The organism is Aeromonas enteropelogenes (assembly GCF_020097295.1).
Classification (GTDB): Bacteria; Pseudomonadota; Gammaproteobacteria; order Enterobacterales; family Aeromonadaceae; genus Aeromonas; species Aeromonas enteropelogenes.
The window spans coordinates 74,751-95,169 of record NZ_CP083625.1 but is presented as its reverse complement, the minus strand read 5'-3'; the positions used below and the strand labels follow the sequence as shown (position 1 = coordinate 95,169).

The 20,419-nt window shown below is 58.3% G+C and carries 20 protein-coding genes and 2 tRNA genes; 11 read left to right on the top strand and 11 right to left on the bottom strand.

The window, feature by feature from the left end:
• Nucleotides 1-10: 10 nt before the first annotated feature.
• The 4 genes from LA321_RS00430 to cydD all read right to left on the bottom strand — a co-directional run bounded on the left by LA321_RS00430 (nucleotide 11) and on the right by cydD (nucleotide 4,377).
• The gene (locus LA321_RS00430; RefSeq protein WP_042027672.1) at nucleotides 11-400 is read right to left on the bottom strand and encodes a DUF488 domain-containing protein; all 390 of its coding nucleotides are present in this window, start codon (nucleotides 398-400) and stop codon (nucleotides 11-13) included.
• Between the two features lie 3 nt (nucleotides 401-403).
• Complete coding sequence (gene rcsF, locus LA321_RS00425; RefSeq protein ID WP_026456265.1) at nucleotides 404-772, bottom strand: Rcs stress response system protein RcsF; 369 nt, start codon at nucleotides 770-772, stop codon at nucleotides 404-406.
• 97 nt (nucleotides 773-869) lie between these two features.
• Nucleotides 870-2,615, bottom strand: a complete 1,746-nt coding sequence (cydC, locus tag LA321_RS00420; protein WP_042072956.1) for a heme ABC transporter ATP-binding protein/permease CydC — start codon at nucleotides 2,613-2,615, stop codon at nucleotides 870-872.
• Nucleotides 2,608-4,377, bottom strand: a complete 1,770-nt coding sequence (gene cydD / locus LA321_RS00415; protein WP_042072953.1) for a heme ABC transporter permease/ATP-binding protein CydD — start codon at nucleotides 4,375-4,377, stop codon at nucleotides 2,608-2,610. Before cydD ends, cydC begins: the two co-directional genes overlap by 8 nt.
• Nucleotides 4,378-4,578: 201 nt before the next feature.
• On the opposite strand from cydD, the gene LA321_RS00410 reads away from it, so the two are divergent.
• Together LA321_RS00410 and LA321_RS00405 are read left to right on the top strand one after the other, a co-directional pair.
• Nucleotides 4,579-4,652, top strand: a tRNA-Gly gene (locus tag LA321_RS00410).
• 92 nt (nucleotides 4,653-4,744) lie between these two features.
• A tRNA-Gly gene (locus LA321_RS00405) sits at nucleotides 4,745-4,819 on the top strand.
• 192 nt (nucleotides 4,820-5,011) lie between these two features.
• Here LA321_RS00405 and arcA read toward each other — a convergent pair.
• A complete protein-coding gene (gene arcA, locus LA321_RS00400) occupies nucleotides 5,012-5,731 on the bottom strand; it encodes a two-component system response regulator ArcA (RefSeq protein WP_042072952.1) in 720 nt (239 codons plus the stop codon).
• Nucleotides 5,732-6,128: 397 nt separating this feature from the next.
• Between arcA and LA321_RS00395 the strand changes: the two genes are divergently transcribed.
• On the top strand, nucleotides 6,129-6,530 hold the full coding sequence (locus tag LA321_RS00395; protein ID WP_082043468.1) for a DUF3293 domain-containing protein: 402 nt from the start codon (nucleotides 6,129-6,131) through the stop codon (nucleotides 6,528-6,530).
• 39 nt (nucleotides 6,531-6,569) lie between these two features.
• The gene (locus tag LA321_RS00390) at nucleotides 6,570-7,049 is read left to right on the top strand and encodes a putative 4-hydroxy-4-methyl-2-oxoglutarate aldolase (protein ID WP_042072949.1); all 480 of its coding nucleotides are present in this window, start codon (nucleotides 6,570-6,572) and stop codon (nucleotides 7,047-7,049) included.
• Nucleotides 7,050-7,052: 3 nt separating this feature from the next.
• On the opposite strand, the gene LA321_RS00385 is transcribed toward LA321_RS00390, so the two are convergent.
• Complete coding sequence (locus LA321_RS00385) at nucleotides 7,053-7,532, bottom strand: hypothetical protein (RefSeq protein ID WP_042072947.1); 480 nt, start codon at nucleotides 7,530-7,532, stop codon at nucleotides 7,053-7,055.
• A gap of 158 nt (nucleotides 7,533-7,690) precedes the next feature.
• On the opposite strand from LA321_RS00385, the gene LA321_RS00380 reads away from it, so the two are divergent.
• The 7 genes from LA321_RS00380 (at nucleotide 7,691) to LA321_RS00350 (ending at nucleotide 14,035) form a co-directional block, all read left to right on the top strand.
• Nucleotides 7,691-8,086: an META domain-containing protein gene (locus LA321_RS00380; protein ID WP_042027662.1), complete on the top strand. Its 396-nt coding sequence runs from the start codon at nucleotides 7,691-7,693 to the stop codon at nucleotides 8,084-8,086.
• A gap of 183 nt (nucleotides 8,087-8,269) precedes the next feature.
• Nucleotides 8,270-8,638, top strand: a complete 369-nt coding sequence (locus LA321_RS00375) for an ArsR/SmtB family transcription factor (protein WP_042027661.1) — start codon at nucleotides 8,270-8,272, stop codon at nucleotides 8,636-8,638.
• A 4-nt stretch (nucleotides 8,639-8,642) separates the two neighbouring features.
• The gene (arsD, locus tag LA321_RS00370; protein WP_042072946.1) at nucleotides 8,643-9,011 is read left to right on the top strand and encodes an arsenite efflux transporter metallochaperone ArsD; all 369 of its coding nucleotides are present in this window, start codon (nucleotides 8,643-8,645) and stop codon (nucleotides 9,009-9,011) included.
• A 46-nt stretch (nucleotides 9,012-9,057) separates the two neighbouring features.
• Nucleotides 9,058-10,821: an arsenical pump-driving ATPase gene (gene arsA / locus LA321_RS00365; RefSeq protein ID WP_042072944.1), complete on the top strand. Its 1,764-nt coding sequence runs from the start codon at nucleotides 9,058-9,060 to the stop codon at nucleotides 10,819-10,821.
• 101 nt (nucleotides 10,822-10,922) lie between these two features.
• A complete protein-coding gene (arsB, locus tag LA321_RS00360) occupies nucleotides 10,923-11,987 on the top strand; it encodes an ACR3 family arsenite efflux transporter (RefSeq protein ID WP_042073364.1) in 1,065 nt (354 codons plus the stop codon).
• Between the two features lie 63 nt (nucleotides 11,988-12,050).
• Entirely contained in the window at nucleotides 12,051-12,476 is a 426-nt protein-coding gene (gene arsC / locus LA321_RS00355; RefSeq protein WP_042072943.1) for a glutaredoxin-dependent arsenate reductase, read from the top strand.
• A 347-nt stretch (nucleotides 12,477-12,823) separates the two neighbouring features.
• The gene (locus tag LA321_RS00350) at nucleotides 12,824-14,035 is read left to right on the top strand and encodes a NupC/NupG family nucleoside CNT transporter (protein WP_042072942.1); all 1,212 of its coding nucleotides are present in this window, start codon (nucleotides 12,824-12,826) and stop codon (nucleotides 14,033-14,035) included.
• A 157-nt stretch (nucleotides 14,036-14,192) separates the two neighbouring features.
• Here LA321_RS00350 and LA321_RS00345 read toward each other — a convergent pair whose 3' ends face one another.
• The 5 genes from LA321_RS00345 to LA321_RS00325 all read right to left on the bottom strand — a co-directional run bounded on the left by LA321_RS00345 (nucleotide 14,193) and on the right by LA321_RS00325 (nucleotide 20,341).
• Entirely contained in the window at nucleotides 14,193-15,827 is a 1,635-nt protein-coding gene (locus LA321_RS00345) for an FGGY-family carbohydrate kinase (RefSeq protein WP_042072941.1), read from the bottom strand.
• A gap of 9 nt (nucleotides 15,828-15,836) precedes the next feature.
• Nucleotides 15,837-16,796 (bottom strand): ABC transporter permease, encoded by a 960-nt coding sequence (locus LA321_RS00340; RefSeq protein WP_042072939.1) that lies wholly within the window; start codon nucleotides 16,794-16,796, stop codon nucleotides 15,837-15,839.
• Nucleotides 16,796-17,779 (bottom strand): ABC transporter permease, encoded by a 984-nt coding sequence (locus tag LA321_RS00335; protein WP_026458385.1) that lies wholly within the window; start codon nucleotides 17,777-17,779, stop codon nucleotides 16,796-16,798. The genes LA321_RS00340 and LA321_RS00335 overlap by 1 nt, the downstream gene beginning before the upstream one ends.
• On the bottom strand, nucleotides 17,772-19,268 hold the full coding sequence (locus LA321_RS00330; RefSeq protein WP_042072937.1) for a sugar ABC transporter ATP-binding protein: 1,497 nt from the start codon (nucleotides 19,266-19,268) through the stop codon (nucleotides 17,772-17,774). Before LA321_RS00330 ends, LA321_RS00335 begins: the two co-directional genes overlap by 8 nt.
• Before the next feature lie 98 nt (nucleotides 19,269-19,366).
• Nucleotides 19,367-20,341, bottom strand: coding sequence for an autoinducer 2 ABC transporter substrate-binding protein (locus LA321_RS00325; RefSeq protein ID WP_042072935.1), 975 nt, complete (start codon nucleotides 20,339-20,341; stop codon nucleotides 19,367-19,369).
• Between the last annotated feature and the right edge of the window lie 78 nt (nucleotides 20,342-20,419).

The window sequence follows — 20,419 nt, the reverse complement described above, 5'->3', positions numbered from 1 at the left end:
AGGAGCTTGCTTATGGGCGCAAGCTGGCGCCAGCGGCGACCAGCAGCTCCTTCAAGATGGTGCGATGGCAGCGGGACTCCTGCTCGCAGTAGCAGCCCACCGACAGGTTGGTGGTGTGGGAGAGGGCGGCCAGGAGCGCCAGATCGTGTCTGGCGGCGGGCGTTGCCATCTCGGCCTTGTACTGCTTGCAAAACGCCGCCCACTGGGCCTGTGTCTCGGCGCCCTGGCCCAGCTTCATGGTCTCGCTGCTGGGGGCAAGGTTGGGGAACCAGACGTCATACCAGTTCTGGCTGGCAAACTTGTCTTTGGGCACCCCGCGAGGGGGGCGGCGCACGGTACCCACCCGCAACCCCTCATCAGGGAGGCGGGGAGTGCCGAGGCGGACGATAGCCAGCGCCATGGCTTACTCCTCGGCGACTTTCAGTGCCTGGCCGTAGCAGATCACCTGCTTCAGGCAGCCCGGGGTGTCGCTGAATTCGGCGCACTTGTCGATGGTCACGCCATTGCCACCCATGTCGGCGGCGTGGCGGCGGGCCTGGGTACGGGCATCGCCAGCATTGGGCTGCGGCTGGTTGGTATCGGCCTGGCAGGACTCCCCCTCGACGGTGCCAAGGTAGAGATAGTTGAGGTCGGCCAGCTCGTTTTGTTCGTAAATACGAACACCGCCCGGCTTGAAATAGTCGTCGAAGTTCTCTTTATCCAGATTGCTGTTGAAGGCGTAGTTGGCACAGCCGGAGGCAATCAGGGGCATCATCAGGATCAGGCGTTTCATATCAGCATCTTGTCGAATAAGGAGAGGACATTATAGGGGCCAGTCGTCGGTGGCGACCAGCCCCCTCTCGCGCCATGGCGTCAGGGTGTGACCCCGGTCAGACCGGCGCCAGCCGCTGGTGCAGGCTGCGGTAGTAATCGTCGGCCAGCAGGGCCTGATGGGGGGCACACAGGCGGATCTGGCCCTCTTCCATCAGGGCGATCCTGTCCATCCGCTCCAGCCCCAGCAGGCGGTGGGAGATGAGCAGCAGGGTGCGATCCGCCCCCAGCTCGAACAGCAGCGCCATGATCTCCCGCTCGGTCTGGCTGTCGAGCCCTTCGGTCGGCTCGTCCAGCAACCAGAGCGGGGCGTCGTGCAGCAGGGCGCGGGCGATGCCGATGCGGCGCCGCTCACCGCCGGAGAGCGGTCGGCCGCCATCCCCGAGCCAGGCATTGAGGCCGGTATCGCTCAGATCTTCATCATCCTCCAGCAGGTTGCCAAGGCCTACCCGGTTCAGTACCTCGACCAGCTGTTCGTCGCTCGCGTCGGGGGCGGCGAGCTTGAGGTTGCCGCGCAGGGTATCGGCAAACAGGTGCACCCGCTGGCTCACCACCGAGATGGAGGCGCGCAGCGCCCCTTCGCTGTAAGCGGTCAGCGGCTTGCCATCAAGCAGGATCTTGCCCGCCTGCGGGCTCCATTCGCGGGTCAGCAGCCCCATCAGTGTGGACTTGCCGCAGCCGGTCTGGCCCAGCAGCGCCAGCTTCTCGCCAGCATGCAGTTGCAGGGTGCAGCCACGCAGCACCGGATGGGGGTTGCCGGGGTAGCCGAAATAGAGGTCGTTGATCTGCAGGGCGCCCTGGGGAGCGTGACGCTCCTCCTCCCCCCACTCGGGAGCCTTGGCCTCCTGCAGGACCTCGTTGAGGCGGCGGGCTGAGGTGAGGCTGGTGGAGAGGTGCTGGAAGGCGCCGGCCAGCGGCATCAGGGCCTCGAAGCTCGCCAGGGTGGCAAACACCATCAGCGCCGTGATGGGATCCGGCGTCGCTCCTGCCACGCCATGGCCTGCCAGCCACAGCATCAGGGTCAGGGTCCAGCCGCTGAGCAGCTGCACCGAGGCGTTGGCCAGTCCGCTCACCCTGGCCATGCGGGCCTGGGCGCGCAGCAGGGCCTGTTCTGCCTGTTGCAGCTCGCCAAGGGCCTTGGGGGCGGCGGCGAACATTTGCAGCTCGGCCTGACCATCCAGATAGTCCACCATGCGGGTGCGCAGGCTCGATTTTTCGGCGATCAGCGCCTGCCCGGGCTTGCGGCCGAGGAAGTAGAACACCAGCGGCAGGGCAATCATGCCAAACAGCAGGATGGCGCCCAGGGTTAGGGCCAGCTCGCTGTCAAAGAAGGAGAGGAAGAGCACCAGGCCGGCGCTGCTGAGCAGGGCCGCCCCTATGGGGGTGAGCAGGCGCAGGTAAACGTGGTCCATCGCATCGATGTCGGCCACCAGGCGGTTGAGCAGATCCGCCTGGCGAAAACCGGCCAGGGCACCGGTGGCAAGGGGCGAGAGCTTTTGCCAGAACCAGACCCGTAGCCGGGTCAGTACCCGGAAGGTGGCATCGTGGCTGACTACCCGCTCACCCCAGCGTCCGGCGGTGCGGATGATGGAGAAGAAGCGCACCCCGCCTGCCGGCGTCATGTAGTTGAAGTGATCGCGGGTGGCGGCCGCCATCCCCGCCACGGCGGCGGCGGAGAGGAACCAGCCGGAGAGTGACAAGAGCCCCATCCCGGCAGCCAGGGTAACCAGCGCCAGCAGTAGACCGATGGAGAGGCTGAGCCAGTGCTGGCGGTAGAGGCGCAGAAACGGCAAGAGATCAGTCATCGAGAGAACCCTCGTTACGTTGGGACAGCAGGCGGGCAAAGGGCCCCTGCGCGGTACTGAGTTGCTGGAAGCTGCCTTCTTCCACCAGCTTGCCGCGCTCCAGCACCAGGATTTTGTCCATCTTGGTGAGCTGATCGAGGCGGTGGGTGATCATCAATAGGGTCTGATCGGCCATGGCCTGCTCCAGCGTGGTCATGATGGCGCGCTCGGAGTGGCGATCCAGGCTGGCGGTGGGTTCATCCAGCACCATCAATTGGGTGGATTTGAGCAGGGTGCGGGCCAGCGCCAGGCGCTGGGCCTGACCGACGGAGAGGCCACCGGCCTGATCCCCCACCGGATAGTCGAGCCCCTTCTCCATGGCAAATTCCCACGCCTGGGCCCGTTTCAGGGCATCTTCCAGCTCGGCGTCGCTGGCCGATGGTTTGGCCAGCAGCAGGTTATCCCGCAAGGAGGCGTGGAACAGCTGGGGGTTTTGGGAGAGCCAACCCAGTTGCAGGCGCCACTGGCTCATGTCGAGGGTAGCCAGCTCCTGGCCGTTGACCTTGAGCTCGCCACGGTAGGGGGCAAAGCCGAGCAGGGCGTTGACCAGCGAGCTCTTGCCTGCGCCGCTGACACCGATAAGGGCGGTGCGTGAACCCGCTTCCAGGGTGAAGTCGATGGGGCCGACCAGCACCTTGCCCTCGGCGCTCAACACCTCGAGGGCGCGCGCCTCCACCCGGATGGGGCTGTCAGCATGGAAGGGCGCGTGACCGGAGGCCGGTTCACTCACCTCGGCCTCGAGAAATTCCAGCAACTGTTCGGCGGCGCCGATGGCCTGCGCCTTGGCGTGATAGTGGGCGCCAAGCTCGCGCAGGGGCGCGTAGAACTCGGGGGCGAGGAACAGTACGAACAGGCCAGTAAAGAGGGTCACCTTGTTGCCATAGTGGCCAAAATTGAGGTGATCGATATAGGAGAAGCCAAAGTAGACGGCCACCAGAGCCACCGAGAGGGCGGCAAAGAACTCCAGCACGGCGGTGCTGAGAAACGCCAGGCGCAGCACTTCCATGGTGCGCTCGCGAAAATCTTCCGAGGCATCGCGAATGGCTTCCCCTTCCGCCTGGGTGCGCATGAAGAGCTGCAGGGTGCGCAAGCCCTTGAGGCGATCGAGGAAGTGGCCGGAGAGACGGGCCAGTGCCTGGAAGTTGCGGCGGTTGGCATCGGCGGCGCCGACCCCCACCAGGATCATGAAGATCGGAATAAGCGGCGCCGTACCCAGCAGAATAAGGCCCGCGGCCCAGTTGACCGGGAACACGGCTACCAGGATCACTAAAGGTATAAAGACGGCGATAGCCATCTGCGGCAGATAGCGGGAGAAGAAATCCTGCATGTTTTCAATCTGTTCCAGCAGCAAGCTGGCCCAGCTGCCGGCCGGGCGGCGCTGGATATAGGCAGGGCCGAGCCGGCCGAGGCGGGTGAGCACCAGCTCGCGGATGGTCTGGCGCACCGCGCTGCCAGCCTGAAAACTGGCCACTTCGCGGCCATAGGCCAGCACTGCCTTGCCGAGGGTCACCAGCAGCAGGGTAATAAAGAGCGGGATGGATTGCTCCGGAGTCGAGCCTTCGATGATGAAGCCATGCAACAGGGTCGCCAGCAGCCAGGCCTGCGCCACCATCAGCACGCCCTGGCCCAGGCCAAATGCGATGGAGAGGCCGATCCAGCGGCGACCGTGACTCGATTGCTTGCGCAACCAGCCATAGAGACGTTTTTGCGTTTTTTTATCCATTACCACCATCCTCGCGTCGAGTGGCGCAAGACTATCCTTGCCGTTTGGCCTTGGCAACCTTGTAAATTATCTGTGTTCTAAATGTTTGGCTGAAAAAGCAACCGCCTGTTCAATCCTTGTCCGAACAGATTGATTTATTGAAAAAATTGACGGAGGTAGCATTGCGCTCGGCGGCAAAATGCATATAGTAGGAGCCCTGACGCGGGTGTAGTTCAATGGTAGAACGGTAGCTTCCCAAGCTGCATACGTGGGTTCGATTCCCATCACCCGCTCCAAATTCCAGATGGCAGCCAAGGCTGTTGTCACCCCAGCCAACAGGCTGTCTGTCGTGGGTATTCCCTCACACCAGAACGAGTTTTGATGCCAGGCGGGCATCGTATAATGGCTATTACCTCAGCCTTCCAAGCTGATGATGCGGGTTCGATTCCCGCTGCCCGCTCCAGCTTCCAGTCAAAAGCTCACTCCTGCGAGTGGGCTTTTTGCTTTCTCTCCCATTGCTTCCAGACTTCACTGCCTGCCTTTTGGTCAGGGTGAACCATTTCCACTGATTGCTAGGTGGCGAAGGGATGAAATCCGTAGCGAAGAAATGAAAAAGGCGCCGGGGGCGCCTTTTCAAGATGCGGTGCAAAGAGCCTTATTCCTGCTCCAGCTCGCCACAGAAGCGGTAGCCTTCGCCATGGATGGTGGCGATGATCTCCGGGGTGTCGCCCACGCTCTCGAAGTGCTTGCGAATGCGGCGGATGGTCACGTCCACGGTACGGTCGTGGGGCTTGAGCTCGCGGCCGGTCATCTTCTTGAGCAGCTCGGCACGAGTCTGGGTCTGGCCCGGGTTTTCGCAGAAGTGCAGCATGGCGCGGAACTCGGAGCGTGGCAGCTTGAACATGTCGCCGGTGGGGCTTACCAGAGCACGGCTGTTGATGTCCAGCGCCCAGCCGTTGAACAGGTAACGCTCGACCAGCTTTTTCTCTTCGCCGCCAGCGGCCACATTCATGGTGCGGCTCAGCAGGTTGCGGGCACGGATGGTCAGTTCGCGCGGGTTGAACGGCTTGGTGATATAGTCGTCGGCACCGATCTCCAGACCCAGGATCTTGTCCACTTCGTTGTCGCGGCCAGTCAGGAACATCAGGGCGATGTTGTCGTTTTCACGCAGTTCACGGGCCAGCAACAGGCCATTCTTGCCCGGCAGGTTGATGTCCATGATCACCAGATTGATGGTGTGGGAAGTGAGGGCTTGGTGCATCTCGTCGCCATTGTTGGCCTCGAGCACGACATAACCTTCAGCCTCAAAGATGCTTTTCAGGGTGTTACGGGTGACCAGTTCGTCTTCGACGATCAGAATGTGTGGTGTTTGCATGAAAATTCCCAGATTCTTATCAGTTAATTATCTTAAATTTAACACTCTTTGGCGTATCAAGCCGAATTCCTGACTGATCCTGAAAATTAATTACGTCATCCTGGGTATGAGAGTCAGGTCGGAATATCGCGAATTTGGCATCAGCATTGGCAAACATCCCTGTGCCACATTTTGGCTCCCAACAAATCTGATAAAGAGAAGCCTGGAAAGGTCATCCATGACGGAAAGTTGCGGTATTTTATCAGTTAACAGGAGCATAACAACACTCTTTGCTGTCAGATAGCAACTTTTTAACTCTGTTTTGATATAGGTCAAACCCCAAGTTCACAGCATGATACTTGGCCTGATGACGATTTTTACCCCTATTAAATGTAATGGAATGTAACATGTGATTGACATGATTTTGTGGGAAAACTACAAGAAAATCCGCTTTATTGCGCCATTTGAGCCGCCTCCCTGGCCTGCTTTTGCCATCATCACCGCCTGGAATCCGGCCAGTCAGCCGATGAGTGAACGTCGCAACCTGCGCCGTGAAAGGGCCTTGTGGCGGCAACTGGAAGGGGAGAGCGTAGCCGGCCCCTTGTGGGGATCTTCCCCTGATGAGCAGTGGCGCGAGTCATCGCTGGCGGTGGCGTTGCCGCTGGCGCGGGCCTGCGAGCTGGCGGTCCGTTTCGGCCAGAATGCCCTCTACTGGGTAGAGGAAGGGCAGCTTTGGCTGGTACCGGTATTGATTGAAAACACAGCAGTTTGTTTGGGCAATATTGAATCCTACTGGATTGCCAGAACGCCAATCCGATGAAAGAATGAACACCTTCATGCATCTGAAAGGAATCAAATCATGCTGGATCTACTGCCCGACCTCTGCGATCAGCACGGTGATGTGCTGCAAGTGGCCGACCCCGTGTTTCAGGATTTTGGCGGCAAGGATATTTTTTACGGCCGCGCCGTTACCCTCTCCTGTTACGAAGACAACAGCCTGGTGCGGGAGCTGGTGATGCGCCCTGGCCAGGGGCAGGTGATGGTGATCGACGGTGGCGGCTCCTTGCGCCGCGCCCTGCTTGGGGATCAGCTGGCTATCAAGGCGGTGGAGCAGGGGTGGGAAGGCATTTTGATCCACGGTGCCGCCCGGGATGTGGGCACCTTGGCGACCCTGGCGCTCGGAGTCAAGGCGCTGGCGGCCTGTCCGGTCAAAACCGAGAAGCGGGGACAGGGAGAACTCGGCGCCGTGGTCAGTTTTGCCGGAGTGACCATTCACGAAGGGGATTATGTCTACGCGGATCGCAACGGCGTGGTAGTGAGTGCCACACCGCTGCTATGACGCTCAGAAGGTAAAGCCGACTCCCAACGTGAGTGCTTGCTCGGCTGTAAAGGCGCCAATGCCATAGTTGGCGGTGAGGGAGAGTCTGGGGGTCAGCAGCAGGCTGGAGTTGAGTTCCAGCAGGGTGCTCTCTTGGTCGAGTGCCAAGTGGGTGATCTGGCTGCCAATATGGATGGAGGGGGAGAGCTGGTAGCGCACCCCCGAGCTCATGTTGAAGCCGGATTGGCGGTTCTGATCCGCCACCGCCGGGCCGGCCTCCATGAAAACAGTCATATCGTCCATCACCGGGTACTGATAGCCGCTGTTGACCAGCCAGAGATCAAAACTGTCGCTGTGATGAGCCTGCTGATTGAGCAGCACCCCGGAGTAGCTCTTCATGTAAAGCGCGGGGTCCGACTCCTGCTTGAAGAGATCCCAGTCGGCGGCCTGAACGGCCATGCTGACGCAGGATGCAAGCAGCGTGATGATGAGCGATCTGACCATTCGTTTCCCCTCCATGGGTCCGGAACTGGATCCAAGCATGGCACATGCCAGCTGTTAGTAAAGGGGACTCGGATCACAATAAATTTCGTTGGCCTGAGTCCCATACCGTGGTAAACAGGCGGTCGAATTGATGGTTCTAATCATTAAGAGGTGAATTCATGAGCAAGAAGCTGATATTACTGGCCGCTCTGGCCCTGGGAGGCTGCGCCGTGGCAACGGGTTCCAACATGGCTCAACTGCAGGCATCCGATTGGCAGTTGCAAGGTGCAACCGGCGATACCTTCACTTTGCATGTTGCAGACGGCAAGGTGGCGGGCAAGGGCGCCTGCAACCGCTTTTTTGGCGCCATCACCAAGCAGGGTGACGGTGTTCTGGCGCTGGGCCCCATGGGGGCTACCCGCATGATGTGCATCGGGGATCAGATGGGCAAGGAGATGGAGTACCTGCAGACTCTGGAGAAGGTTGCCAGCTATACCATCAATGGCAACCAGCTGACCCTGAGTGATGCCAACAAGGCGGAGCTGCTGACCTTCAACGCCGTGCCGGCCAAGTAACGACGCCGGTGTTTCGGTCGTGGCAACGCCCTCCTTTTGGAGGGCGTTGCTGTTTCTGGCATATCTCGTCGCAACTGGGCCGCCTTGTTTCCGCGATGAGAGTCTTGTTTGGTTGTGTCGGCAAATTGATCGTTTCAATAATTCTTGTATAGTTGAAATGAAGATTGCAGCCGAGGGATCAAGATGAACAGAGAAGTGGCCACCAAGGTATTCGAATCGCTCGCATCCGGCATCCGGCTCGATGTGTGGCGCCTGTTGGTCAAGGCCGGGCTGGAGGGAAAGGTGGCCGGAGAACTGGCCAGCGAGCTAGACATCGCCCCCAACACCTTGTCGTTTCATCTCAAGGCGATGCTCAATGCCGGCCTCTTGTCGGTGGAGCAGGAGGGGCGTTTTCTGCGCTACCGCGCCAATATTCCCCTGATGCTGGATCTTATCGGCTATCTCACCGAGGAGTGCTGCGCCGGCCACCCGGAGGCGTGCGGCGTGATGCGCGCCGAGTCCACTTGCTCCCCCCATGTTTTGCCCGCGCAACCTTGCTGCAACAAGGAGTAATGCCATGTCAGTCATCCAGACATTCGACCCTGCGCTCTGCTGTGCCAGCGGTGTCTGTGGCACCGAGGTCGATCAGGCCTTGGTTACCTTTGCCGCCGATCTGGCCTGGGTCAGGGAGCAGGGGGGCGCCATCGAGCGTTTCAATCTGGCCCAGCAGCCGCTGCAGTTTGCCGAAACACCAGCGGTCTGCGCCTTTCTGACCCACGCCGGAGAGGAAGGGTTGCCGCTGGTGCTGGTGGATGGTCAGGTGGTACTGACCGGCCGTTATCCGAGCCGCGGCGAGCTGGCCCGCTATGCCGGGCTGCCTGCGCCGCAGGCCACCATCAAGGGCATAGTGAAAGGTGGCTGCCGTCCTGGCAGTGGTTGCTGTTAAGTCCGGAGAGTTCCGGAACCATGCCCTTGAGCCGACAGGAGAGTCTATGTACCAGTTTCTAAGCAGTCCGCCGCCGTTTCTCTTTTTCACCGGCAAGGGCGGGGTGGGCAAGACCTCGCTGGCTTGCGCCAGTGCGGTCGCCCTGTGCGATGCCGGCAAGCGGGTGCTGCTGGTGAGCACGGATCCCGCCTCCAACATGGGGCAGGTGTTTGCCACCGGGATCGGCAATCGCATCACCGCCATCGCCGCTGTGCCCGGTTTGTCGGCGCTGGAGATAGATCCCCCGGCGGCGGCCAAAGCCTATCGGGAGCGGATCGTCGGCCCGGTGCGCGGCAAGTTGCCCGAGCGCGTGGTGCGCAGCATAGAGGAGCAGCTCTCCGGCGCCTGCACCACCGAGATCGCCGCCTTTGACGAGTTCACCGCCCTGCTCACCGACCCGGCGCTGCGCTCGGAGTACGACCATATCCTCTTCGACACCGCCCCCACCGGCCACACCATCCGCCTGCTGCAGCTGCCGGGGGCCTGGAGCGAATTTCTGGCGCAGGGCAAGGGGGATGCCTCCTGCCTGGGCCCGCTGGCGGGGCTGGAGAAACAGCGCAGCCAGTATGCCGAGGCTGTCGCCGCGCTCTGTGACGGTACGCAAACCCGGCTGGTGCTGGTGGCGCGCGCCCAGCATTCCATCTTGCGGGAAGTTGCCCGCACCCATGAGGAGCTGGCGGCCATCGGTCTGGCGAACCAGCAGCTGGTGATCAATGGGCTCTTTCCGGAGTCGGCCATCGTTGGTGACGGGCTGGCGCAGGCCCTCTGGCAGCGCGAACAGCAGGCCCTTGCCGCCATGGCGCCGGGGATCAGAGGGCTTACGCAGGATCAGATCCCCCTCCTTGCCACCAATCTGGTGGGGCTAGAGAGCCTGCGCCAGCTGCTGCAGCCGCAGGTGGTTTGCGAGTTGGCCCCTGCTGCTTCATCCCCTCTCCAGGGCACCCGGCCCGAGCTCGGTACCCTGGTGGATGAGCTGGCCGCCGACGGTCACGGCCTCATCATGTTGATGGGCAAGGGCGGGGTGGGCAAGACTACCCTGGCCGCTGCGGTAGCGGTGGAGCTGGCGAGCCGCGGCCTGCCGGTTCACCTTACCACCTCGGATCCCGCCGCGCACCTCGGCGAGACGCTGGCTGGCACACTTCCCCATCTCGAGGTGAGCCGCATCGATCCCCACGTCGAGACCGAGCGTTATCGTGCTCAGGTGCTGGCCACCAAGGGGGCTGCGCTGGACGAGCAGGGGCGGGCGCTGCTGGAGGAGGACTTGCGCTCCCCCTGTACCGAGGAGATCGCCGTGTTTCAGGCCTTCTCGCGCATCATTCGCGAGGCGGGCAAGCGCTTCGTGGTGATGGATACCGCCCCCACCGGCCACACCCTGCTGCTACTCGACGCCACCGGCGCCTATCACAGGGAGATCGCCCGCCAGATGGGGAACAAAGGGCTGCACTTCACCACCCCCATGATGCAGCTGCAGGATCCCAAACAGACCAAGGTGCTGATCGTCACCCTGCCCGAGCCAACACCAGTGCAGGAGGCGGCTAATCTGCAGGCCGATCTGCGCCGCGCCGGCATCGAGCCCTGGGCCTGGCTCATCAACCACAGTCTGCAGCAAGCCGCGGTCAGCTCGCCGCTGCTGCAGCTGCGGGCCGAGCGCCAGCAGCCCCATGTCGAGGCGGTCGAGCGGCAGCATGCCAGCCGCTTTGCTGTAGTGCCGCTCTTGGCTGAGGAGCCGGTGGGGGCGGATGCCCTGCGCCGCCTCTGTCAGCACCACTGAACAGTCAGCATCACTGAACAAGGGCCCCGGCCGCGTGGTCGGGGCGGATGAACATTTGTCGTTAACGAAAGAGATGCGGGATGACCGCATCGGGAGCCCTCATGTCTGCAACCTGTGATGCCAAGAGCCAACCGGCGATTGGCTTTTTTGAACGTTACCTCACCGCCTGGGTGGCCCTCTGCATTCTGGTGGGAATTGGGCTAGGGCAGGGATTGCCGGAGCTCTTCAAGGCCATCGGCGCCATGGAGGTGGCCAAGGTCAACCTGCCGGTGGGGCTGCTTATCTGGGTGATGATCATCCCCATGTTGCTCAAGATAGACTTCGGTGCCCTGCACCAGGTGAAGGGGCACCTCAAGGGGATTGGGGTCACCCTCTTTATCAACTGGCTGGTCAAGCCCTTCTCCATGGCCTTCCTCGGCTGGCTCTTTATTCGCGTGCTGTTTGCCGACTGGTTGCCGGCGGATCAGCTCGACAGCTATGTGGCGGGGCTGATCCTGCTGGCGGCCGCCCCCTGCACTGCCATGGTGTTTGTCTGGAGCCGCCTTACCAACGGCGATCCCTACTTCACCCTGTCGCAGGTGGCGGTGAACGATCTCATCATGGTGTTTGCCTTCGCCCCGTTGGTGGCGCTGCTGCTCGGGGTCTCCAGCATCATGGTGCCTTGGGATACCCTGCTCACCTCTGTGGTGCTCTATATCGTCATTCCCGTCATCATCGCTCAACTGCTGCGCAAAGCCTTGCTGCAAAAGGGGCAGGCACATTTTGACAGCGTCATGAGCCGCATCCAGCCCTGGTCGGTGGCGGCCCTGCTGCTCACTCTGGTGCTGCTGTTCGCCTTTCAGGGCAACGCCATCATGGAGCAGCCGCTGGTCATCGCCCTGTTGGCGGTGCCGATCCTGATCCAGGTGCTGTTCAATTCGGGATTGGCTTACTGGCTTAACCGCAAGGTGGGGGAGAAGCACTCGGTGGCCTGTCCCTCTGCTCTGATCGGCGCCTCCAACTTCTTCGAGCTGGCGGTGGCCGCTGCTATCAGCCTGTTCGGCTTTCACTCCGGCGCAGCGCTCGCCACCGTGGTCGGGGTGCTGATCGAGGTGCCGGTCATGCTGCTGGTGGTGCGCATCGTCAACGCCAGCAAACCCTGGTACGAAGCGGGGCTAAGCCGTTAACAGATGGCCGCTAACCCTTTTTATCCAATGTTTTTATTCACTTAAGCCATGAGAGACATGCCAATGAGTGCAATCACCATCTATCACAATCCAGAGTGCGGCACCTCCCGTAACACCCTCGAGCTTATTCGCAACAGCGGCGTCGAGCCGACCGTCATCCACTATCTGGAGACGCCCCCCTCACGTGATGAGCTGGTGGCGCTGATCGCCGCCATGGGGATGCCGGTGCGTGAACTGCTGCGCAAGAACGTGTCCCCTTACGAGGAGCTCGCTCTGGCGGAAGATCGCTTCAGCGATGACGATCTGATCGACACCATGCTGGCCCACCCGATCCTTATCAACCGCCCCATCGTGGTCACCCCCCTCGGCACCAAACTGTGTCGCCCCTCGGAAGTGGTGCTCGATATATTGCCCGATCAGCAAAAAGGGGCCTTCGCCAAGGAAGATGGCGAGCAGGTGGTGGACGAGCAGGGCAAGCGCCTCAAGTAACCCCTTAAACCCCTTCGACGGGCCGGGTTTTACCCTGTTTCGGGTGGGACCCGTGCCCTTTTTGAAAAAGTTGCCCCTGCCAATCGTTTTACCGCTTTTTCTGTGATGCCAATCACTGTACCATCGCCGCCCGACCTGCCACCCGGCCGCATTTTTCCTTGCGACGGCGCTGGCGTCACCCGATACATGCTGTCACCCGGAACGTGAATGACCCCAGGATGGGACCCGCCACTAACCTGTAGGTTTGTGGTCTGTGTGTCGCGTGGGTCGGCCGCCTCCCGCCTGACCGTCTCGCGACACCCGTCTGCAGACTTGCCGTATGAAACTCCTCTCTTCATAGGTGCAAGATGACACTGTTATTGAGTCTGGTCGGTATGCTGGCCCTGATGTTTATCGCCTGGCTGGCGAGTGAAAACCGCCGTGCCATCCGTTGGCGAACCGTGCTGGGGGCGCTTGCCCTGCAGACCGGCTTTGCCGCTCTGGTGCTTTATTTTCCCCCCGGTCAAATCATGCTCGGTGCCATGAGCAATGGCGTCTCCGCCCTGCTCGGTTTTGCCGACAGCGGCATCCGCTTCGTGTTCGGCGATCTGGCGACCAACGGCTTTATCTTCGCCGTGCGGGTGCTGCCGCTTGTTATCTTCATCAGTGCGCTGATTGCCGTGCTCTATCACTTCGGCATCATGCAGTGGGTGATCCGGGTGCTGGGAGGTGGCATTCACCGCCTGCTCGGCACCAGCCGCGCCGAATCCCTGGTGGCTACCGGCAATATCTTCCTCTCGCAAGGGGAATCGCCGCTGCTGATCCGCCCCTTCCTGGCTGGCATGACCCGCTCCGAGCTCTTTGCGGTGATGACCTGCGGCATGGCCTCGGTGGCGGGCTCGGTGCTGGGCGGCTACGCCGGTCTTGGCGTGGAGCTTAAATACCTTATCGCTGCCTCCTTTATGGCGGCGCCGGGGGGCCTGTTGATGGCCAAGCTCTTGGTGCCCGAGCAGGAGCGGGTGCGAGAGCAGGACGAGATCACCCTCGACAAGAGCGACTACAGCAATGCCATCGATGCCCTGGCGGGTGGCGCCATGAACGGCATGAAGATCGCCGTGGCCATCGGCACCATCTTGCTGGCCTTCGTCAGCGTCATCACCATGATCAATGCCGGCCTCACCATGGTCGGCGAGTGGTTCGGCTGGAGCGCGCTCACCCTGCAGCAGCTGCTCGGTTACTTGTTTGCCCCGGTGGCCTGGCTGATTGGTGTGCCGGCTGACGAGATGATGGCGGCAGGATCGCTTATCGGTCAGAAGGTGATCATGAACGAGTTCGTCGCCTATCTGGACTTCGCCACCATCAAGGATCAGTTGAGCGCCCACTCCCAGATCATCATCACCTTCGCCTTGTGCGGCTTTGCCAACCTGGGATCGATTGCGGTGCAGCTTGGCTCCATCGGTACCCTGGCCCCTGAGCGCCGCCACGATGTGGCCAGCATGGGCCTGCGCGCCGTACTGGCCGCCACCCTGGCCAACCTGATGAGCGCCACCCTGGCGGGGATCTTCGTCTCCCTGGCCTGATAGGGTCGTGCGCTACCACACCCCGCCCGTCACCCGACGCGGCGGGGTGTTGTTTTTGTGGAGAGGGTGATTCTTCATAACCACAAAAATAGAAAAGCGGCATGAGCCGCTTTTCTATTCCAGTAATGTCACTTTGCTGTTCGCTGACGTTAGTCCATCAAAATTCGGCCATCATGGCCTTATAGTGGCAATCGTCCTCATACATCTGCTGAAATACCCGGTACTTGGCATCGTAGTAGCGTTTGCTCTTGTTGGCCTGGGGAGTGACTGTTTTACCGATACGGCTCATGGCATTCATGGCATCAGGGATGTCAGCATAAAAGCCTGCAGCCACTGCTCCCAGCATGGCAGACCCAAGCAAGACGGCTTCACTCTCTTCCGGTAGTAACATGGCACACCCTGTTGCATTCGCATGTTCTTGAATGAAAACAGGGTTTTTGGTTCCTCCGCCACATCCCATGATGGTATCTATCTCGTAGCCTGCCGCGTTTTTGACCTCAATGATATGCCGCGTACCCAAGGCGATAGCTTGAATCGTGGCTAGATACTGTAGTGCCATATCTTCCAGAGTTCGGTTCATGGTCAACCCTGTCATCGAGCCCGTCAGGTGTGGGTTGGCGCGGGGTGAGCGATTGCCGTGGAAGTAAGGAAGCACATGACGATCCTTGGTCAGATAAGCAATATCTTCTTTACTGCCAGCTAGTTGGAGCAACAATTCATTGAGCAGTTCATAGATGGTGAGCCCGGCGGCATCAGCTTGTGAGGCTGCTTGTTCGTAGCATGGATGGGCGGTGATGACATGATCGATAAGCGCACCGGTCGCGGACTGTCCCCCCTCGTTGAGCCAATACCCCGGGATCATGGCACTGTAATAGGCTCCCCAGATACCATCGATAAAGCGTGCGGTTTTTGACACTGTCATATGGCAAGAAGATGTTCCCCCGATCAATGCCAGACGTTTGTTGAAATCGGCGGCTTCTCCGGTGGTACCCGCGGCACCTAATACACCAATGCCTCCAGCATGAGCATCAATAATGGAGGTGCCTACCCGAGTACCAATGACCAGCCCCAATTCCTGAGCTGCTTGGCGGGTCAGACCATTACCAGCAGGCTGTCCCATGGGGCGAATATCCGAGCCTATTGCGTGCGCATTGTTGCGTAGCAGATCATCAAGGCCAATAGATTCAAAAAAGCTTCTGTCCCATCGTTCTTCATGTCCCATGTAGGTCCATTTGCATACTGTGGAGCATAGAGAACGACTGTTGTCTCCGGTCGATTTCCAGGTCAGAAAATCTGGCAGATCGAAGAAATATCCGGCTTTAGCCCAAGTCGATGGCATGTGTTGTTTCAGCCACAAAAGCTTGGGGGTTTGCATCTCGGGGGAAATGGTATTGCCGACGAAAGCCAGTACAGGATGCTTGCCAGCATTGATCCTGTCTGCTTGTGCAATAGCGCGATGATCCATCCACATGATGATGTTTTGTTCTTGTCGCCCTGTGGGGCTGACGGTCAGTGGCTGGCCCTGTTGATCAAGTACGACCAAGGAGCACGTTGCATCAAAACCAATACCTTTGACCTGAATAGGCTCTATGTTGGCCTGGGATACGGCATCACGTACGGCCATGCAGACGCATTGCCAGATATCATCGGAAGACTGTTCAACAAAATTGGCGCTGGGCTTGAAGACTTGGATATTACGTTTGGCCTCACCGGTCTTGCGACCATAGATATCGAATACGCCGGCCCGGGCACTGCCGCTACCCACATCCACACCGATAAAATAACTACTCATAACGGGTTCCTATGCTTTGTACTTTTGCAGGGCGATGAAAAGAATGAGGATGCCCCCCCAAAGGGCCATGGTTAGGTAACTTGAAACACCCAACAGATTGAGACCACTTTCCAGGGTCTGTAGCACGATAAGAGCCAGACAGATGCCTATGATGCGACCGAAACCGCCATCAGGGTTGATACCTCCCAATACGGAGGCCAGGATGGCAACCAGCAAATATGACTCACCATAGCCTGCCTTTGCCGAGTTGAACTTGGCCATCATGATCAATGCCGCGACCCAGCACAGCACCGAAGAGACTAGATAGACATACATCAGAGATTTCTGGGTATTGATACCGGAAAAGCGGCTGGCTTTTTCGTTGGAACCAATTAGGTAAATGGTCCGGCCCAATGGGGTATGCTCCAGCATGGCCCACAGGCCCAGAGCAAATAGGGCAAACAGCACGAGGGGCATGGGGATCCCGAGAATGGAACCATTGCCTAGCGTAAGCAAGGCCTCCGGAAAACCGGAGATCACGCTTCCCCCGGAGATCAGTACATTCAGGCCGTTGATGAAGGTCATCATGCCCAGGGTCGCCAAGATTGGTGAGACACCGATATAAGCAATCAAGAATCCATTGGCCAACCCTACCGCGATGGCAGTCGCCAAACCGGCTGCCATCGCGGTGATCAATACCGGGGTGTTTTCCGGGCCGACGGTAATAATACTGGCCATCACCAATGCACAAGCGTTGGTCGTCGCGATGATCGACAGATTGATACCACCGGTCAACATGCACACCATCATCGCCAGTGCCAGGATCCCCAGCAGTGGCATCTGGGATGACATGGACTGCAAGTTGGCCATTGAAAAGAAGGTGGCTCCCGAGCTCAGGGCCATCAGGAGGAAGATGATGGCCATAATCACCAGCAGATAGCGGATGTTTCTGTCCGTTGGCAGCTTCAGGGTATTCATTAATGCGTCCATTAGGCCTCCTGTTGTGCCTGTCGTTTTTCATTCAGGGCGGTAATGCTGATACTCAGGAGGATGATCAAGCCGGTCACGACGGTGTGCCAGTAAGACGGAACATTCAGCAGCGTCAATCCATTCTTGAGAATGGCCAGCAAGGCGACCCCAAGGATGACACCTAACAAGGTGCCTTTGCCGCCAGTCATGCTGGCCCCACCCAATACTACCGCTGCCAGCACAGTCAATTCGAAACCCATGAGGGAGTTGGGCGCAACTGATTGCGTAATCTGGGTCTGTACAACGGCTGCTATGCCTGCCAAGGCTCCCATATAGCCATAGACAAACAGATGTAGAGCAAACAGGTTGATGCCAATGCGGCCTGCGGCATCGCTGTTGCCTCCCATTGCATAGATTTGTCGACCGATACGGGTTTTGTTCATCAGCAGGGAGGTGAAGATGATAGTGATCAGCAGTGCCATGATCGGCAGATTCAGGCCATAGTCGTAGCCGTCATTGCCAGTGAAGCTCAGCAATTCGGTCCCTTCCATAAACCATTCAGGGAAGCCATAGAGCCATTCACCGTTGCTGATGTATATCAGCAAACCAAAATAGACATTCAACATGGCGATGGTGATGATGATGGCGGGGACCTTGAGCCGGTATACCAGTACGGCGTTAAGTATGCCGAGGAGAGAGCCAACAGCCGCCGCAATGATAAAGGCAAGAGTGAAGTTGCCTCCGTTGGCGAGGATATAGCTGGCCATGACATATTGGGCAATAGCGGCAGTGGCGGGGAATGATATATCGATGCCTCCGGCGATCAGCACGACAAACAGACCACAGGCCATGATCCCCAAAATGGCTGAGCTTACCGTCATGTCAAAGATATTGCCCAGCGTCATAAAGTCTGTTGTGCCGACATTCAAACCCGTCATCAATAGCACAATAAGTACCGCCAGATAAAATTCGTGGTGCTTGAACAGGCTTCGTATATCAAGCATTGACGGCCTCCATAATCTCCTGCTCTGTACAATTTGAAGGTGTGAACTCATGAGTGAAACGCCCTTCTTTCATCACAATCACCCTGTGGCTGTTGTAATAAACCTCTGGAATTTCATCACTGACCATCAGAATGGCTATCCCTTGTGCGGCTAAATCCCGAGCGATTTGGTAGATGCTCTCTTTATTCGCAATATCGACGCCCACTGTGGGTGAATCCAGGATCAGGATCTGGGGATTGGCGGCAATCCATTTGGCGATGGCAATACGCTGGGCATTGCCACCAGAGAGACTGGTTACCGGCAACGCGGGGTCGGCAACCTTGATGGCAAGAGATTTGATGAGCTGGTTGACCAGCCTCTTGGCTTTATCATGATCCAGCATGCCATGGTGGGATAAGTCGGGAAGAATGGTTGCCGTCGTGTTATCGGCGATGCTCTGGGCCATCACCAGCCCGGTACTCATGCGGTCTTCAGTCACGTAACCAATGCCTTTGGCAATGGCGTCGCGGTTGTTGTTAAAGCTGACAGATTCGCCATTGATGGTGATGACACCGCTGTCAGGTTTGGTCATGCCAAACAACGACAGGCACAGTTCGCTTCGTCCCGACCCCAGTAGTCCGGTAATGGAGACAATTTCACCTGCACGTAGCACCAGATCGATATCGTAAAATTGCCCCTTTCTTGAGAGCTTGTCGGTCGTCAGGCGAACATCGCCACCATCAGATTTCGGTGTGAAATCTCCGATGGGCGTGAATTCGAAACGCTGTCCCGTCATCAAAAATGCCAGTTCATCACTATCCACTGCATTGGCTTCAAAGGTTCCAACGGTTTCACCGTCACGGATCACGGTAATGCGATCAGAAATCTCCATGACTTCGTCGAGCTTGTGACTCACAAACACAACGGTAATACCTCTGGCTTTCAGGTCTGCCACAACTTTTATCAGGTTGTTCACTTCGCTTCGAGTCAGGGAGGCAGTGGGTTCATCCATGATCACCAGTTTGGCATCGGCAGCCATGGCTCGGCAGATGGCGACAAGCTGGCATTGAGCGATAGATAGTTGTTCCACCCGTTTGTCCAATGGTAAATCGACACCGACTGTGGACATGGCATGTCTGGCGATCTGCTTTAGTCGCGTATTGCTGGCAAATCCCCGATACCACTTCATATGATCCTGAATGGCTATGTTTTCGAACACGGTGAGATTGGGAAACAAGGAGAGATCCTGATAGATAACCTGCACACCATGTTCGAGAGACTGCTGGGGGGTCAGGCGATTGTATTCCTGTCCATCAATGATAATTCGGGCCCCGCTCTCCGGTGCATGAACTCCTGATATCACCTTGAAAAGCGTGCTTTTGCCGCAGCCGTTTTTACCTGCGAGACAATGCACTTCACCGCGCTTGAAACTGATATTGATATTGCTCAGTGCTCTGACGGAACCAAAGTGCTTGGAGACGTTTTTGAGAGTGATGAATTCGTTCGACATATATATCCTGCCGGTGAATATAGGGACGGCTACAGATTTCACAAGAAGGTGAGTCAGACACTCCATTCCCCTGACTCACCCTTATGCGGAGAAGGGAGTTAGAATCCCAAGCTGCTGGCGTTGGTCTTGTCTACTTCCAGAATCTTGTTGAATTTGATGACCTTGGTATCAGCATTGACCTCGGCCTTGCCCAGGTTCTGAATTTCCAGACCCTCTTTGATCTCTTTGCCATCCAGCATCATTTTGGCCACTGAAACCAGGGCGTAACCGGCATCGGCAGGATTCCACAAGAAGCCTTTGTCGATCTCTCCACGGACCAGATAAGGAGCCGCCTGGCTTGGCATCAGGATCCCGACGGTGTTGATCTTGTCTTTGGCGCGCTTTTTCTTGATGGCTTCACCTGCACCGATCAGCCCCAGCGACCCATAAGAGACGATACCCTTCATATCCGGATGCGCTTTCATCAGATCATTGGTAGTGGCATATGAGGCATCAACGCTTTCAGCGACAGGCATTCGGCTGGTGACTTCATGCATCTCTGGGTAAGCCTCTTTTTGATACGCGATGGCGAGGTCTGCCCAGTTGTTGTGTAGAGGAACGGTGAGAGAGCCTACATAAACAACGTAACCACCTTTATTCCCCATATGCTTGGCCAACTCATCCATAGTGGCTTTGGCATATGCGGTGTTGTCCAGTGTCTCTATGTCCCAGTCTGCGTTGTGTTTATCAGGCGACTCATGGGTTAACACCACGATTCCTTTTTCACGGGCTTTCTTGAAGACGGGTTCCAGTACCGTGACGTCATTGGGAACAACAGTGATGGCATCGACGCCTTTGGCGATCAGATCTTCAATGATTTTTACTTGTTGGGCTGGATCCGGGGTTGAAGGCCCAACCTGGCGAGCATTCACACCAAGGTCAGTCGCTGCCTGCTCTATTCCCTTGTTCATCTGATTGAACCATGGGATGCCGGACACCTTCACAACGTTGACGATCTCGTAATCTTTGGCCGCCACACCGGCAGATAGCATTGCCAGAGAGAGCGCACCGATCTTGAAAATGGATTTTTTCACCTTGGTTCACCTTATTTGCATGTAGGGTGGATAGAGCAGGTATTCCTCCTGCCTGGCTGCGCAAATATAAGTTTTGCA

What these genes read in the sequence shown, in the direction of transcription:
- LA321_RS00375 (WP_042027661.1), top strand. Translation starts at nt 8,270, where the DNA reads ATGAACAGAGAAGTGGCCACCAAGGTATTCGAATCGCTCGCATCCGGC.
- arsC (WP_042072943.1), top strand. Translation starts at nt 12,051, where the DNA reads ATGAGTGCAATCACCATCTATCACAATCCAGAGTGCGGCACCTCCCGT.
- rcsF (WP_026456265.1), bottom strand. Translation starts at nt 772, where the DNA reads ATGAAACGCCTGATCCTGATGATGCCCCTGATTGCCTCCGGCTGTGCC.
- LA321_RS00330 (WP_042072937.1), bottom strand. Translation starts at nt 19,268, where the DNA reads ATGTCGAACGAATTCATCACTCTCAAAAACGTCTCCAAGCACTTTGGT.
- LA321_RS00430 (WP_042027672.1), bottom strand. Translation starts at nt 400, where the DNA reads ATGGCGCTGGCTATCGTCCGCCTCGGCACTCCCCGCCTCCCTGATGAG.
- cydC (WP_042072956.1), bottom strand. Translation starts at nt 2,615, where the DNA reads ATGACTGATCTCTTGCCGTTTCTGCGCCTCTACCGCCAGCACTGGCTC.
- LA321_RS00335 (WP_026458385.1), bottom strand. Translation starts at nt 17,779, where the DNA reads ATGCTTGATATACGAAGCCTGTTCAAGCACCACGAATTTTATCTGGCG.
- LA321_RS00380 (WP_042027662.1), top strand. Translation starts at nt 7,691, where the DNA reads ATGAGCAAGAAGCTGATATTACTGGCCGCTCTGGCCCTGGGAGGCTGC.
- LA321_RS00385 (WP_042072947.1), bottom strand. Translation starts at nt 7,532, where the DNA reads ATGGTCAGATCGCTCATCATCACGCTGCTTGCATCCTGCGTCAGCATG.
- LA321_RS00390 (WP_042072949.1), top strand. Translation starts at nt 6,570, where the DNA reads ATGCTGGATCTACTGCCCGACCTCTGCGATCAGCACGGTGATGTGCTG.
- cydD (WP_042072953.1), bottom strand. Translation starts at nt 4,377, where the DNA reads ATGGATAAAAAAACGCAAAAACGTCTCTATGGCTGGTTGCGCAAGCAA.
- arcA (WP_042072952.1), bottom strand. Translation starts at nt 5,731, where the DNA reads ATGCAAACACCACACATTCTGATCGTCGAAGACGAACTGGTCACCCGT.
- LA321_RS00340 (WP_042072939.1), bottom strand. Translation starts at nt 16,796, where the DNA reads ATGGACGCATTAATGAATACCCTGAAGCTGCCAACGGACAGAAACATC.
- LA321_RS00345 (WP_042072941.1), bottom strand. Translation starts at nt 15,827, where the DNA reads ATGAGTAGTTATTTTATCGGTGTGGATGTGGGTAGCGGCAGTGCCCGG.
- LA321_RS00350 (WP_042072942.1), top strand. Translation starts at nt 12,824, where the DNA reads ATGACACTGTTATTGAGTCTGGTCGGTATGCTGGCCCTGATGTTTATC.
- LA321_RS00395 (WP_082043468.1), top strand. Translation starts at nt 6,129, where the DNA reads ATGATTTTGTGGGAAAACTACAAGAAAATCCGCTTTATTGCGCCATTT.
- arsA (WP_042072944.1), top strand. Translation starts at nt 9,058, where the DNA reads ATGTACCAGTTTCTAAGCAGTCCGCCGCCGTTTCTCTTTTTCACCGGC.
- arsB (WP_042073364.1), top strand. Translation starts at nt 10,923, where the DNA reads ATGTCTGCAACCTGTGATGCCAAGAGCCAACCGGCGATTGGCTTTTTT.
- arsD (WP_042072946.1), top strand. Translation starts at nt 8,643, where the DNA reads ATGTCAGTCATCCAGACATTCGACCCTGCGCTCTGCTGTGCCAGCGGT.